14 protein-coding genes are annotated in these 12,806 nt (G+C 70.3%); 12 read left to right on the top strand and 2 right to left on the bottom strand.

The annotated features are described in order from the left end of the window. Positions 1-17: 17 nt before the first annotated feature. Positions 18-1,403, top strand: coding sequence for a 3-carboxy-cis,cis-muconate cycloisomerase (pcaB, locus tag GXW78_RS04495; RefSeq protein ID WP_246521867.1), 1,386 nt, complete (start codon positions 18-20; stop codon positions 1,401-1,403). A 332-nt stretch (positions 1,404-1,735) separates the two neighbouring features. Here the strand turns inward: pcaB and GXW78_RS04490 are convergent, their stop codons facing one another. Together GXW78_RS04490 and GXW78_RS04485 are read right to left on the bottom strand one after the other, a co-directional pair. Further along, a complete protein-coding gene (locus GXW78_RS04490) occupies positions 1,736-2,386 on the bottom strand; it encodes a transglycosylase SLT domain-containing protein (protein WP_246521866.1) in 651 nt (216 codons plus the stop codon). A gap of 323 nt (positions 2,387-2,709) precedes the next feature. Further along, the gene (locus tag GXW78_RS04485; protein WP_211866411.1) at positions 2,710-4,338 is read right to left on the bottom strand and encodes a thiamine pyrophosphate-binding protein; all 1,629 of its coding nucleotides are present in this window, start codon (positions 4,336-4,338) and stop codon (positions 2,710-2,712) included. Between the two features lie 91 nt (positions 4,339-4,429). On the opposite strand from GXW78_RS04485, the gene GXW78_RS04480 reads away from it, so the two are divergent. The 11 genes from GXW78_RS04480 to chrA all read left to right on the top strand — a co-directional run bounded on the left by GXW78_RS04480 (position 4,430) and on the right by chrA (position 12,759). Further along, positions 4,430-5,167, top strand: coding sequence for a succinate dehydrogenase/fumarate reductase iron-sulfur subunit (locus GXW78_RS04480; RefSeq protein WP_211866409.1), 738 nt, complete (start codon positions 4,430-4,432; stop codon positions 5,165-5,167). Further along, the gene (locus GXW78_RS04475; RefSeq protein ID WP_211866407.1) at positions 5,164-5,532 is read left to right on the top strand and encodes a succinate dehydrogenase; all 369 of its coding nucleotides are present in this window, start codon (positions 5,164-5,166) and stop codon (positions 5,530-5,532) included. The genes GXW78_RS04480 and GXW78_RS04475 overlap by 4 nt, the downstream gene beginning before the upstream one ends. After that, positions 5,532-5,873 carry a succinate dehydrogenase, cytochrome b556 subunit gene (gene sdhC, locus GXW78_RS04470; RefSeq protein WP_211866405.1) on the top strand — a complete coding sequence of 114 codons (342 nt, stop codon included), beginning with the start codon at positions 5,532-5,534 and terminating at the stop codon, positions 5,871-5,873. The genes GXW78_RS04475 and sdhC overlap by 1 nt, the downstream gene beginning before the upstream one ends. A 10-nt stretch (positions 5,874-5,883) precedes the next feature. Beyond that, positions 5,884-6,594 carry a sulfite exporter TauE/SafE family protein gene (locus tag GXW78_RS04465; RefSeq protein ID WP_211866404.1) on the top strand — a complete coding sequence of 237 codons (711 nt, stop codon included), beginning with the start codon at positions 5,884-5,886 and terminating at the stop codon, positions 6,592-6,594. A 21-nt stretch (positions 6,595-6,615) separates the two neighbouring features. Next, positions 6,616-7,524, top strand: coding sequence for a fumarate hydratase (locus tag GXW78_RS04460; protein WP_246521865.1), 909 nt, complete (start codon positions 6,616-6,618; stop codon positions 7,522-7,524). After that, the gene (locus GXW78_RS04455; protein WP_211866402.1) at positions 7,524-8,033 is read left to right on the top strand and encodes a GNAT family N-acetyltransferase; all 510 of its coding nucleotides are present in this window, start codon (positions 7,524-7,526) and stop codon (positions 8,031-8,033) included. The genes GXW78_RS04460 and GXW78_RS04455 overlap by 1 nt, the downstream gene beginning before the upstream one ends. Next, positions 8,030-8,638, top strand: a complete 609-nt coding sequence (locus GXW78_RS04450) for a fumarate hydratase C-terminal domain-containing protein (RefSeq protein ID WP_211866400.1) — start codon at positions 8,030-8,032, stop codon at positions 8,636-8,638. The genes GXW78_RS04455 and GXW78_RS04450 overlap by 4 nt, the downstream gene beginning before the upstream one ends. Then, entirely contained in the window at positions 8,635-8,799 is a 165-nt protein-coding gene (locus tag GXW78_RS27810) for a hypothetical protein (RefSeq protein WP_246521864.1), read from the top strand. Before GXW78_RS04450 ends, GXW78_RS27810 begins: the two co-directional genes overlap by 4 nt. Next, on the top strand, positions 8,796-10,523 hold the full coding sequence (locus GXW78_RS04445; RefSeq protein ID WP_338147684.1) for an L-aspartate oxidase: 1,728 nt from the start codon (positions 8,796-8,798) through the stop codon (positions 10,521-10,523). The genes GXW78_RS27810 and GXW78_RS04445 overlap by 4 nt, the downstream gene beginning before the upstream one ends. A gap of 101 nt (positions 10,524-10,624) precedes the next feature. Next, on the top strand, positions 10,625-11,437 hold the full coding sequence (locus GXW78_RS04440; protein WP_246521863.1) for a chromate resistance protein ChrB domain-containing protein: 813 nt from the start codon (positions 10,625-10,627) through the stop codon (positions 11,435-11,437). Further along, positions 11,434-12,759 (top strand): chromate efflux transporter, encoded by a 1,326-nt coding sequence (chrA, locus tag GXW78_RS04435; protein WP_211866396.1) that lies wholly within the window; start codon positions 11,434-11,436, stop codon positions 12,757-12,759. Before GXW78_RS04440 ends, chrA begins: the two co-directional genes overlap by 4 nt. Positions 12,760-12,806 lie beyond the last annotated feature (47 nt).

Raw genomic sequence — 12,806 nt, 5'->3', positions numbered from 1 at the left:
GGCGCCGTCGCGGTTTCATGGCGCCGACCAAGACCAGCGAGGAAGCGCCAACCATGCCCGTGAACCCCGCCGACGGCGCCGTGCTCGGCGCGCTCTACGGCACCGATGCCATGCGCGCCGCCATGGGCGAGCACGCCTTCCTGCAACGCATGCTGGATGTCGAGGCCGCGCTGGCCCGCGCCCAGGCGCGGCTCGGCATCATCCCGGCCGAGGCCGCGCCGGTCATCACCGAGGCCGCCGACGCCTCGAAGCTCGACCTCGCGGCGATGGCCGGCGCCACGCGCAACACCGGGTACCCGGTGGTGGGCCTGGTGAAGCAGCTCTCCGAACTGGCCGGCCCGGAAGCCGGCCGCTGGACGCATTGGGGTGCGACCACGCAGGACATCATGGACACCGCGCTGGTGCTCCAGATCCGCGACGGCCTCGCGCTGGTCGAGACCGATCTCCGTGCGACCGTCGCCGCCCTCGCCGCGATGGCGGCGGCGCATCGCGACACGGTCATGGCGGGGCGCACGCATCTCCAGCACGCGCTGCCGGTGACCTTCGGCTACAAGGTCGCGGTCTGGCTCGCCCCGCTGCTGGCTTCGCTCGAGGACCTGCCGCGCATCCGCCGCCGCGCGCTGCGCCTGTCCTTCGGGGGCGCCGCCGGCACGCTGGCATCTCTCGGCGACAAGGGCCTGGCCGTGACGCGCGAACTGGCGAAGGAACTCGACCTCGCCGAGGCCGACGTCCCCTGGCATGTCGCCCGCGACGGGATCAACGAAGCCGGCTGCTGGCTCGGCATCCTCTGCGGCTCGCTCTCCAAACTGGCGACCGACGTCATGCTGATGATGCAGTCGGAGATCGCCGAGGTCTCCGAACCGCATGTCCGCGGCCGCGGCGGCTCCTCGACCATGCCGCAGAAGCGCAATCCGATCGCCTGCGAATACGTGCTGTCCCAGGCGCGCGGCGTGCACGCGCTGGTGCCGCAGATGCTGGCCTCCATGGCGCAGGATTTCGAACGGGGCACCGGCCCCTGGCAGACCGAGATGCTCGCCCTGCCCCAGGCCTTCCTCCTCGCCCACGGCGCGTTGTCCCAGGCGCGCTTCATCGCCGGCGGCCTGGTCGTCGATCCTGCGCGCATGCGCCGAAACCTGGATGCCACCGGCGGGCTGATCGTGTCGGAGGCGGTGATGATGGGCCTTGCCCCGGTATTCGGGCGCGGCGAATCCCACCACATCGTCAACGACGCCTGCGACCTTGCCATCGCCGAGGGGATCGGCCTGACCGCGGCGCTGATGCGCGACACGCGGGTCTCCGCCCGGCTGGACGAGGCGGCGATCGCCGCGATGACCGATCCGGCGGCCTATCTGGGGTCGGCGGGCGCGTTCGTGGATCGTGTGCTGGCGCGGGTGACGGCTTGACCGAGAGCCGAGGGGCCTTTCTGGCGACCTGGCTGCGGAGATCGGAGGGGCGCCGCCCCTCCGAGCCACCCCGCCAGGGGGTTGGACCCCCTGGACCGCAATCTGTTGGTGTCGAGCGCGGCAGGCTTTGCCGCCCGTTTCAGGCGCGGTTCGTGCGCAAGGGCGCGTTCCGGCATCAACTCTGCCAGCGGCGCAGCGCACCAAATTGAGGTTTGCAAAGGCCTTTCGGCCTTTGCTGGGGTGGCTTGGAGGGGCAAAGCCCCTCCAACGACGACAGCGGCAGGATCAGAGCCGCCCGCCCCGTGATCGCGGCCGCCGCCCTGAGCCTCGCGCTACTGCGCCTCCGCCAGTTCCAGCAGCGCCCGCCCATCCCGCCGGAACGCCGCCATCTGCGCCTGCGTTCCGCGGCAGCGTTCCGTAAACAGGCTGCTGTCCGGCGCCACGACATCGATCTTCGACCGGACGCGGCACACCAGCCGCGTGGTCATGCCGGGCGTCCCACCGTGCCAGCGGACCAGCGCCATGCTCCAGTCGCCATAGGTCTCGTAGTGCTGGAGCAGGTAGTTCGCCGCCCATTCCGCGGCCCTATACGGGTCGAGCGGCCAGTCCTGCCCGCCGCGCGCATGCACCGCGTAGTTCACCTGCAGGCAGCCGACCATCGCGCGGCCGCCGGCGGCGCGGATCAGGCGCAGGGCCTCTTCCTTCTTCTCGGGATAGAATGCGCGGCCGCCAATGCTCAGCGCATGGGCGTGCAGCCCGCTCTCGTTCAGCGCGATTCCGACCAGCAGCCCCTCGGGCAGGTTGTGCTCGCGCTCCGCCTCGCGGGCGGCGTCGAGGCAGGCGGCGCGCGGCGAGAGGTCCTCGCGCGGCGTCGCCGCGGGTTCGACCGCGGCGACCGGCTGTGGCGGCAACTCCGCCTGGGCACAGGCGGACATCGCCATCGTGCCGACCAGCGCGGTCGTCCAGAGCGGGGAAAGCAGCAAGCGGGTCCGGCGGGCGTTCCGCAGCCGGTGCAACCTGGTTCTGAGGTGATGGGCGCCCCGCGCCAGGAGGCACAGGGGGGCCGCTCGATGTCGCCGGCTGGGGGTGGCCGGCAATGCATTCGCGGTCGTCATGGTCGCCATCGACCACAAACCGACAGAAAGATCAAACCTCTGCCCACCCCCAGTGACAGTCAGGGCTAGAAGAACGCAATGTGGCGATATTAAGGCTCAGTCAAAATCAAATCCCTATACTGCGTCCTTCGACCGACCATCTGCGTAGTCGAGTATTATTTACTTCTGAATTCAGTATATTCCATGCCCGATCATCCCATGCGAACCGAGGGTGCTGCCTGCCCGGCGATGAGGACATTGACACAGGCCGGCTTGCCGCTGGCGAAGGCGCGCTCCACCGCCGGGGCGATGTCAGCGGCCTGCGTCACGAACTCCCCATGCCCACCGAGCGCCGAGACCGCGAGGTCGTAGCGCGTACCTGGGGCCAGCTCGCACCCGTGCGCCCGCGCCGCGCCGTAGGTGCGGAGCTGGATCTGGTGCTCCGCATTCCACCGCGCGTCGTTGCCGACCACGGCGACGAAGGGCAGGCCGTGGCGCACTGCTGTATCGAACTCGGCCATATGGAAGCCGAAGGTGCCGTCCCCCAGCACTGCCAGGATGCGGCCGGTGGGCCGCGCAGAGCGCGCCGCCAGGGCAAAGGGAATGGAGGGGCCGATCGCCCCAGCCACGCCGTTGATCAGCCGTGCCGGCGCCTGGAGGATTGCTTGCGCCCACTGCCCGATCTCGCCGCCATCGCTGACCAGCACGGCATCCGGCGCATCGAGGAAGGGGCGCAGCGCCTGGCACAGCGTCGCGGGATGGATCGGCCCGCCCGGCGCGTTGGCCATTGCGGCCCATTCGGCAGGGCGGAAGGCAAGGTGCCCGGCCAGGCGTTCAACCCACGTGCGGCCGGGATGCGGCGCGACGGCCTCCGTCAACGCCGCCACCGCTTCTGCCGGGCCTGCCAGCGCGGCGACGGCGATCCGGTCACCCAACGCGCTCGCGGCGCGCGCCAGCAGCGCCTCGTCCGGGTCCACCACCACGAAGCGGGCATCGGCCGCGATCGCCGGCGCGCGGCCGAAGCGCAGCGTGAAATCCAGCGCCTTGCCGAGCAGCACGACAAGATCGGCCTCCGCCAAAGCTTGCGCATAGGCCCCGAGCGACGGATCGCCGAGGCCCCGCGGACTTTCCATCGGCACGACCGGCAGGGCGGCGGCGGCCGAAAGCGCCGCAGTCGCCCGCCGCCCGGCTGGCGTGCACATGGCCGGCGGCACGACCATCACCGGCCGCTCGGCCCCGGCGATGAGGGCGGCGATCGAGGCCGCGGCCTCCGCCGACAGCGGCATGGACCGCGGCGCGAAGGCAGCGGCGTCCGGCAGGTCCGGCGCGGCCGAGGGGGCCTCCAGCACGTCCGTCGGCAGCGACAGATGCACGGGCCCCGGCCGTCCGGACCGGGCGATGTGCATGGCCCGCGCGACATCGCGCGCAATCGTGTCCGGCGAGGACGCCGTCAGCGACGCCTTGCACAGCGGCTCGGCCATGCGCGCCTGCTCCAGTTCCTGGAACGCGCCAAGCCCGAGCTCGCCGAGCGGCGCATGGCCCGACAGCAGAAGTACCGGCACCTCGCCGGCCTGCGCCGTCGGCAGGGCAGCGACGGCATTGGTGTGCCCCTGCCCGCCGGTGACGAGCACAACGCCGCATTCGCCGGTCAGCCGTGCCCAGGCATCGGCCATATGGACGGCGGCCGCCTCGTGCCTGGTATGGATGATCTCGATGCCAGAGCCGAATAGGGCATCATAGACCGGCATGATGTGGTTGCCGGACAGGCTGAAGATGCGGCTGACGCCTGCCTGCTTCAGGGCACGCACCAGCAGCTCCGCGCCGCGCATCGTTCCGTTCATCGTCATCCTCCCGTCTGGCTCGGCAGCACGCCACGGGCTGGACAGGCTGTCCAGCGAGGGTCAGTCTCGTCGCAACGGGAGGAACGAGCGCATGGCCTCAGCGGCCAGCCTGACGGTCAGCGTATGGCGCGGCGGCGAGCAGGGGCATTTCGCCCGCTTCGACGTGCCAGCGCGCGAGAACCAGACCGTGCTCGATGTCGTGACCTACATCCAGCGGGAGCTCGACCCTTCCCTCGCCTACCGCTTTGCCTGCCGTGTCGGCATGTGCGGGTCCTGCGCCATGACGGTGAACGGTCGCGCGCGCTGGACCTGCAGGACGCATGTGCGGAAGGTGGTGGGCGCGGGTGGCGCGCTGGAACTGCGGCCGCTCGGCAACCTGCCGGTGATCCGCGACCTCGTCGCCGACCTCGCACCCTTCTTCGACAAATGGTCGCGCGCCCGCGGCACCTTCCAGCCGAAGGAGGCGGAGGAAGGCGCCGTGCCCGATGATTTCGCCATCGTGCCGCCGGCCTCGAAGCAGCGCCGCCAGGCCGATGCCGGCATCGAATGCATCGGCTGCGCCGTCTGCTATTCAAGCTGCGACGTGGTCGCGTGGAATGGCGACTATCTCGGTCCCGCCGCGCTGAACCGCGCCTGGACGCTGGTGAACGACGTGCGCGACGGTGCGCGGCGGGACCGGCTGGACGCGGTCGCGGGCGATGCCGGCTGCCATTCCTGCCACTCGACGCAATCCTGCACGGAACGCTGCCCGAAGAACCTCGACCCGTCCTTGGCGATCGCCGGGCTGAAGCGGACGCTGTTCTGGGACACGCTGCTGGGGCGGCGATGAGCGCGGCTTCAGCAGGAGGCGCGGCGCGTGCTGCGCGCCAGCAGACGCATCTGTGGGTGGCACAGCGCGTAACCGCGATGGTGCTGGCCATCGCGGTCGTCGTGCATCTCGTGATGATCATCGGCGCTGTGCGCGGCGGGCTGTCGGCGGCAGAAATCCTGGGGCGCACGCGCGGCAACGAGGCCTGGCTAGCCTTCTACGTTGTATTCGCGCTCGCGGCCGGGCTGCATGGAGCGATCGGCCTGCGCAACATCGCTGCCGAGACGATCGGCCTGCGCGGCCGCGCCGCCGATCTCGCCTGGCTCGCGATCGGGCTTGCGACAGCCGTCTTCGGCATCCGCGCCGCGATCGGGCTCTATGCGTGATGGATCTCCGGCCGCGCTCCCACCCCACCTACCTCGCCTTCGTGGTGCACCGCGTCTCGGGCCTGCTGCTCGCGCTGTTCCTGCCAGTCCATTTCTGGGCCCTCGGCAGCGCCATCCAGGGCGAGGCGCGGCTGGAGGGGCTGCTGCGCTGGACGGACAACCCGCTTGCCAAGGCCGGCGAGACCGTGCTCGTCGTGCTGCTCGCCGCGCATCTCGCGGGCGGGCTGCGCGTGCTCGCGCTGGAATTCCTCGGCTGGCGGGCGCGGCAGAAGGACATGGTGGCGGCCTCGGCTGGCGTCGCCCTGCTGGTGGGGTTGGTATTCCTGTTCAATGTGGTTTGAAGCGAGTGTCGTGGCAGGCGCCTGTTTCGTCGCCGCCTTCTGCGCCGGCATGGCCGGCTTCGCCTTCGTCCTTGTCGCAGCCGGCATCCTGCTGCATGTCGTGCCGCCTTCCATCACGGCGCCGGTGCTGGTGCTCGGCAGCCTGATGGCGCAGTCAATGGCCCTGCCGCCGCTGTGGAAGCACATCGAATGGCCGCGGCTGCGCTTCTTTCTCGGCGTCGCGCTGCTCGGCCTGCCGGTCGGGCTGCTGGTGCTGGCGAAGGGGCCGGCACCGGCCATCGTCGCGGGTGTCGGGCTCCTGCTGGTGGTCTATGCGGGCTACATGCTCGCTCGCATAGCGCTGCGCCTGCCCCCGCCGCAGGTCGGCGGCGGTCGCGGCGCCGATGCCGCGGTCGGCTTCGCGAGCGGCATATTGGGCGGCATCGGCGGCTTCGTCGGCGCGTTGCCGGCCATGTGGGCGGACATCCAGGGCTGGCCGAAGGACCGCGCGCGGGCCTTCATGCAGCCCTTCATCGTCTTCATGCAAGCCATCACGGCCGTTGGCCTGGCCTTCGGCGGTTTCTTCACGGCCGACGCCCTTGTGCTGACCGCCGCCGCCGTCCCGGCGCTGGTGTTGGGTACCGTGCTCGGCCTGCGTGCCTATGTCAGACTGCCGGCGCAGGGCTTCCGCATCGTCCTGCTGGTGCTGCTGTTCGTGTCTGGAGTTTCGCTGCTGATCTGATCGGAAGGGAGGAACGGCGCCATGACGCTGATGACGAAGCCCGGTGTGGAACCACTGCGGGTCGAACCGGAGGCCATCGAGGAAGCGGCGAAGCTGCTCTACATCCGCGCCTGCAAGATCCTGCCCGACGACATCAAGGCCGGCTTCGCGCGCCTGGACGGTTCCGAGACCGACGCGACGGCCAAGACCATCCTCGCCACCATGATCGAGAACATCGGTGTCGCGGAACGGATGGATAATCTCCTATGCCAGGACACGGGCATCCCGATCTTCAACGTGTTCGTCGGCCGCAACGTGCAGGTGGATGGCTGGGCGCTGAAGCAGGCCATCGCTGCCGGCACGGCGCGGGCAACGCGCGAGCATCCGCTGCGTTCCTCGGTCGTGCATCCCATCACCCGCCAGAACGAGCACACCTCCTGCGGCGAGCGCGTGCCCGTCATCAACATCGACTTCACCGATGCGGAGCGCGAGCTCCGCATCGAGATGATTCCGAAGGGCAGCGGTTCGGAAAACGGATCCTTCCTGCAGATGCTGATCCCGGCGGATGGCGTCGCGGCGGTGAAGCGCTTCGTGGTGGACCGGGTGATCCAGGCCGGCGGGAAGGTCTGCCCGCCGACCATCGTCGGCGTGGGCGTGGGCGGGACCTCGGATCTCTGCATGCATCTCGCGAAGATCGCGGCGACGCGCCCGCTCGGGTCGCGCTGCGCGGACAAGGAAGGCGAACGGTTGGAACAGGAACTTTCGGATGCGGTGAATGCCCTCGGTATCGGGCCGCAGGGGCTGGGGGGCGATTCCACCGCCTTCGCCGTGCATGTCGAGACGGCGGCGACCCACATCACGATGAACCCCGTCGCTGTGAACATCCAGTGCCACTCCGCCCGTCGCGCGAGCGCGACCTTCACGCCCGACGGCATCCGGATCGGCTTCTGATGGGCGTGACCGTCGCCGAGGCCACCCCGGCCGACCGCATGGCGCTGATGACGCTGCTCTCCGAGATGGGCCGCTTCTATGCCGAACGCACCGCGGCCCCGCTGCTCGCCCAGGCCGCCGAGGCGCTGACCGACCCGGCGGGCCGCGCCGGCCCCTTCTGCCTGGTGGCGCGGCAGAACGACCTGCCGGCCGGCTTCGTCTCGCTCTCGGGCTTCTTCCCCGCCTTCGACTTCACCTGGGGCCTGCTGCTGAAGGACATCTACGTGGCGGAGGCCCACCGCGGCACCGGCGTCGCCCGGGCCCTGATGACCGGCGCCATGCGCTTCGCCGCCGAGCACAAATACACCCGTGTCGATTGGACCACCGACGGAACCAATGGCCGGGCGCAGGCCTTCTATGGGAAGCTCGGCATCGCGCCGGCGGGCAAGGTGTTCTACCGGCTGACCGGGGGCGCGCTGGCCGCAGCCGCGTGCGGGGACTGGCCCGCCGAGGAGGAGAAGGCGCCGTGACGCACCACGTCCTGCCCATGCCGATCACCGAGGCGCAGGTCCGCGAATTGCGCGCCGGTGATACGGTGACGCTCGAGGAGACGCTGTTCGGCATCCGCGACGCCACCCAGATCCACATGTTCGACCGCGGGCGTCGCACGAAGTTCGACCTGAACGGCCACGCGGTGGTGCACACGGCGCCAAACCTGCGCAAGGTCGAACGCTCCGGCACCAACCATTCGGGATACGAGGCGGTCTGCGTCGGCACCACGACCTCCGACCGCATGGAACGCTTCACGCGGCCGCTGATGGAACGCGAGGGCGTGCGGATCATCATCGGCAAGGGCGGGCTGCGGGAGGGATCGCTCGACGCCTTCCGCGACCTGGGCGGCGCCTATCTCGCTGTGGTGGGTGGCGCGGCGGCGCTGGAGACGACCTGGATCGAAGCGGTTGAGGATGTCGATCTCGACGACCTCAACCCTGAATCACTGTACAAGTTCCGCATCAAGGGCTTCGGCCCATTGCTGGTCGCGATGGATGCGCATGGCGGCAGCCTCTACGCCACGGTGAATGCCGAGGCCGCGCGCCGCCGCCAGGCCGTGCTGGAAAAGCTGGGGGCGGCATGACGGTGCTGCTGCCGCTCTACCTGATGATTGTCGCCATGCCGCCGCCGCTCGGTCAGTTTGTCTCCACGGTCATGCTCGGCACCCAGGGCGGCGCCATCGTCTACAATACGCTGGCCGATTGTGGCTGCGGCGTGCCGAGCAGCCCCCGCTGCCCGCGGTGATCGAACGTCGCCGCACCGATGTGCTGATCCTGGGCGCCGGCGGTGCCGGGCTTCTCGCCGCGCTGCATGCGAAGGACGCGGCGCCCGACCTCGATGTGACGATTGCCGTGAAAGGGCTGCTCGGCAAATGCGGCTGCACCCGCATGGTCCAGGGCGGCTACAACGTTGCCATCGCCGCAGGTGATTCCGCCGAGCGACACTTCATGGACACGCTCGACGGCGGGAAATGGCTCAACGACCAGGATCTCGCCTGGACGCTCGTCGTTGGTGCGCAGCGCCGCATCCGCGAACTTGAGAACCGCTGGGGCTGCTTCTTCGACCGCAACCCGGACGGCAGCATCCACCAGAAGGCCTTCGCCGGTCAGACCTTCGACCGCACGGTGCACAAGGGCGACCTGACGGGCATCGAGATCGTCAACCGCCTCGCCGAGCAGGTCTGGGCGCGCGGCATCAACCGGCTGGAGGAACATCGCGCCGTCGCACTGATCCGCAGCACGGACGGGTCGCGCTTGTCGGGCGTGCTGCTGATCGACATGCGCAGCGGCGGGCTGGTCTTCATGCAGGCGCGCGCGGTGCTGCTTGGCACCGGCGGCGGGCCGACCATGTACAAGTACCATACTCCCTCCGGCGACAAGGCCTGCGACGGCATGGCGATGGCGCTCCGCGCCGGCCTGCCGCTGCGCGACATGGAGATGGTGCAGTTCCACCCGACCGGCGTCCTCGCCGGCCCCGGCACGCGCATGACCGGCACGATCATCGAGGAAGGGCTGCGCGGTGCCGGTGGCTATCTGCTCGGCGGCGACGGCCAGCGCTTCATGCACAAATATGATCCACGCAACGAGCGCGCGACGCGCGACATCGTCAGCCGGTCCATGCAGCGGGAGATACTCGCCGGCAACGTCAACGATGCAGGCGGGCTGTGGATCGAGATGGCGCATCTCGGCCCCGACCGCGTCGCCCGCGAGTTCAAGGGCATGGTCGAACGCTGCGCCGACAACGGCTTCGACCTCGCCGGCGGCCGCGTGCCCGTGGTCCCGACTGCGCATTACATGATGGGCGGCGTAGTGTTCGCCGCCGACGGCTCAACGGACCTGCCCGGCCTGTTCGCGGCCGGCGAGGACACCGGCGGCGTGCATGGCGCGAACCGCCTCGGCGGCAATGGCGTCGCGAATTCCACCGTCTTCGGCGGCATCGCCGGCGACAGCATGGCGGCCTGGGTGCCGCGCCATGGCGAGTTCGCTGAACCCGACGCAACCGCACTGGATGAAGCGGCAGCTTTCATCCACGCGCCCTTCGTGCGCCCGGCCCGCAACCTGTCGCCCATCCGCGACGCGCTGCTCGACCTGATGTGGGACAAGGCCGGCATCCTGCGCGATGCCGCGAGCCTCGCCGCGGCGGTCGCGGGCCTCGACGCGCTGGAAGCCGAGACGGATGCAGCCGGCGTCGATGGCAGCGACCGCGCCTTCAACCTCACCTGGCATGACTGGCTGAACCTGAAGTCGCAGTTCCTCGTCAGCCGCGCCATCGTCGCCGCCGCGCAAGCGCGCGAGGAATCCCGCGGCGCCCATTGGCGCGAGGACTTCCCGCAGACCAACGACGATGCCACCGGGCTCGCCGCCACCCGCGTCACGCTCGACGGGACGCGCGTCGCGCTCGACTGGCAACCAGTCGCTTTCACGCGATTGAAACCCGGCGAGAGCCTGCTGCCCGCCGCCGCGGAATGACACGCCGCCGCGCTTGACAGCCGGCGGCACGCTCCCCACCCTTCGCGCCAAGGGGACTTCCGCGATCACCCCGTGAGGCTCCGGCCGAAGCATCGCGTCCCATGCTCCTGTTCGGAGAGGACGCCACCATGCCGGCACCGACCATCATCACTGCCCAGCAGCTCGCCCGCCGCATCGGCCTGCCCGATGCGCCCGTGCTGATCGACCTGCGCACGCCCGAGGACGCCGCCGCCGATCCGCGCTTCCTGCCCGCCGCCATCCGGCGCAGCCACCAGGATGTCGCGGATTGGGCCGCCGGCTTCGCGGGGCGCGAAGTCGTCGTCACCTGTCAGAAGGGTTTGAAGCTCAGCCAGGGCGCGGCCGAATCCCTTGAAGGCGGGTTCGAGGCGTGGCGCGACGCCGGCCTGTCGCTCGTCTCCCCCGCCCAAGTGCCGCCGCGCGATGCACAGGGCCGCACGCTGTGGGTCACCCGGGCTCGGCCCAAGGTGGACCGCATCGCCTGCCCCTGGCTGATCCGCCGGTTCGTCGATCCCGCCGCCGTCTTCCTGTTCGTCGCGCCCACGGAGGTCGCGGCCGTGGCCGACCGCTTCGGCGCCACGCCCTTCGATATCGAGGGCGTCTTCTGGTCGCATCGCGGCGATCTTTGCACTTTCGACGTCATGCTCGACGAATTCGCCCTGCACTCCGCCCCGCTGGATCGGCTCGCGATGATCGTGCGCGGCGCTGACACCGCCCGCCCGGACCTCGCGCCGGAGGCTGCCGGGCTGTTGGCCGCCTCCCTCGGCCTGTCGCGCATGTATCGCGACGATCTGGCGCAGCTCGACGCCGGCCTTGCGCTGTACGACGCCTTCTATCGCTGGGCGCGCGACGCGACCGACGAGACCCACAACTGGCCTGCCGCGAGACCAGCATGAAGCCCCAGCCTGTCTTCCCGACCTTCGCCGAGGCGCTGCGCGTCTGGCTCCGCGTCGGTCTGCTGTCCTTCGGCGGTCCGGCCGCGCAGATCGCGGTGATGCACCGGGAGGTGGTGGATGATCGCCACTGGGTCTCCGACGCGCGGTTCCTGCATGCGCTCAACTTCTGCATGTTGCTGCCGGGGCCCGAGGCGACGCAGCTCGCCACCTATCTCGGCTGGCTGATGCATGGGGTGAAGGGCGGCATCGCGGCGGGGGTGCTGTTCGTGCTGCCCGGCGCCGTGGTGATGCTCGCTTTGTCGATCATCTACGCGACGCTGGGCGAGGTGCCGATCGTCGCGGCCCTGTTCTTCGGCCTGAAATGCGCCGTGCTGGTGCTGGTGGTCGAGGCGCTGCTGCGCGTCGCGAAGCGCGCCCTGCATGGCGGCGCGGCCTGGGCGCTGGCGGCGGCGGCCTTCGTGGCGCTGGCCGCCTTCGCCGTGCCCTTCCCGATCGTGGTGCTGGCCGCGCTCGGCATCGGCTATCTCGCGCCCGAGGCCTTCGCCGCCGCCGCGCATGGCAAGGCGAAGGATGGCCCGCCCGCCCTGCTCGACGCGCTGCTGGCCGCCGAGCCGGGCCGCATCACGGCCATGACGCCCACCGCCCGGCGCGCCGGGCTCGTCACCATTGCGCTCTGGCTGTGGCCGGTCGTGCTGCTGATGGGCACGGGCGTCTATGGCGACGTCGCCTGGTTCTTCTCCAAGATGGCGGTCGTCACCTTCGGCGGCGCCTATGCCGTGCTTGCCTATGTCGCGCAGGAGGCCGTGCAGCATTACCGCTGGCTGACTGCGCCCGAGATGCTGGCCGGCCTCGGCCTCGCCGAGACCACGCCCGGCCCGCTCATCCTGGTGCTGCAATTCGTGGGCTTCCTCGCCGGCTACCGCGACAGCGGCATCCTGGGCGGCATCGGCGCGTCGCTGGTGACGCTTTGGGTGACCTTCGCGCCGTGCTTCGCCTTCATTTTCCTCGGCGCCCCCTATGTCGAGCGGATGCACGACCAGCCAAGGCTGCGCGGGGCGCTGGCGGGCGTCACGGCGGCGGTGGTGGGCGTGATCGCGAACCTCGCGCTGTGGTTCGGGCTGCGCGTGATCTTCGCCGAGGTGCGGCATCAGCCGATCGGCCCGGCCGCGATCGACCTGCCGGTGCTGTCCTCGATCCAGCCGGCGGCGCTCGGCCTCGGCCTGCTCGCTGCGGTGCTGCTGTTCGGACTGAAGCTCGGCCTCGCCCGCGTGCTGGCGATCTGCGCGGCGGCCGGGCTGGCGCTGTCTTTCCTGGGGGCGTGACGACTCTCGCCTGCGCCGCCGGCGCCGTGGCATGCTCGCTGCGACGC

The sequence above is a fragment of the Neoroseomonas terrae genome (assembly GCF_018129025.1).
Classification (GTDB): Bacteria; Pseudomonadota; Alphaproteobacteria; order Acetobacterales; family Acetobacteraceae; genus Neoroseomonas; species Neoroseomonas terrae.
Note: the sequence above shows the minus strand (reverse complement) of the source record. Positions and strands in the feature narration are given on the sequence as shown.

Coding starts and splice junctions, on each gene's coding strand:
- GXW78_RS04480 (WP_211866409.1), top strand. CDS start 4,430: ATGGCCTCAGCGGCCAGCCTGACGGTCAGCGTATGGCGCGGCGGCGAG.
- GXW78_RS04455 (WP_211866402.1), top strand. CDS start 7,524: ATGGGCGTGACCGTCGCCGAGGCCACCCCGGCCGACCGCATGGCGCTG.
- GXW78_RS27810 (WP_246521864.1), top strand. CDS start 8,635: ATGACGGTGCTGCTGCCGCTCTACCTGATGATTGTCGCCATGCCGCCG.
- chrA (WP_211866396.1), top strand. CDS start 11,434: ATGAAGCCCCAGCCTGTCTTCCCGACCTTCGCCGAGGCGCTGCGCGTC.
- GXW78_RS04440 (WP_246521863.1), top strand. CDS start 10,625: ATGCTCCTGTTCGGAGAGGACGCCACCATGCCGGCACCGACCATCATC.
- GXW78_RS04475 (WP_211866407.1), top strand. CDS start 5,164: ATGAGCGCGGCTTCAGCAGGAGGCGCGGCGCGTGCTGCGCGCCAGCAG.
- pcaB (WP_246521867.1), top strand. CDS start 18: ATGGCGCCGACCAAGACCAGCGAGGAAGCGCCAACCATGCCCGTGAAC.
- sdhC (WP_211866405.1), top strand. CDS start 5,532: ATGGATCTCCGGCCGCGCTCCCACCCCACCTACCTCGCCTTCGTGGTG.
- GXW78_RS04460 (WP_246521865.1), top strand. CDS start 6,616: ATGACGCTGATGACGAAGCCCGGTGTGGAACCACTGCGGGTCGAACCG.
- GXW78_RS04485 (WP_211866411.1), bottom strand. CDS start 4,338: ATGAACGGAACGATGCGCGGCGCGGAGCTGCTGGTGCGTGCCCTGAAG.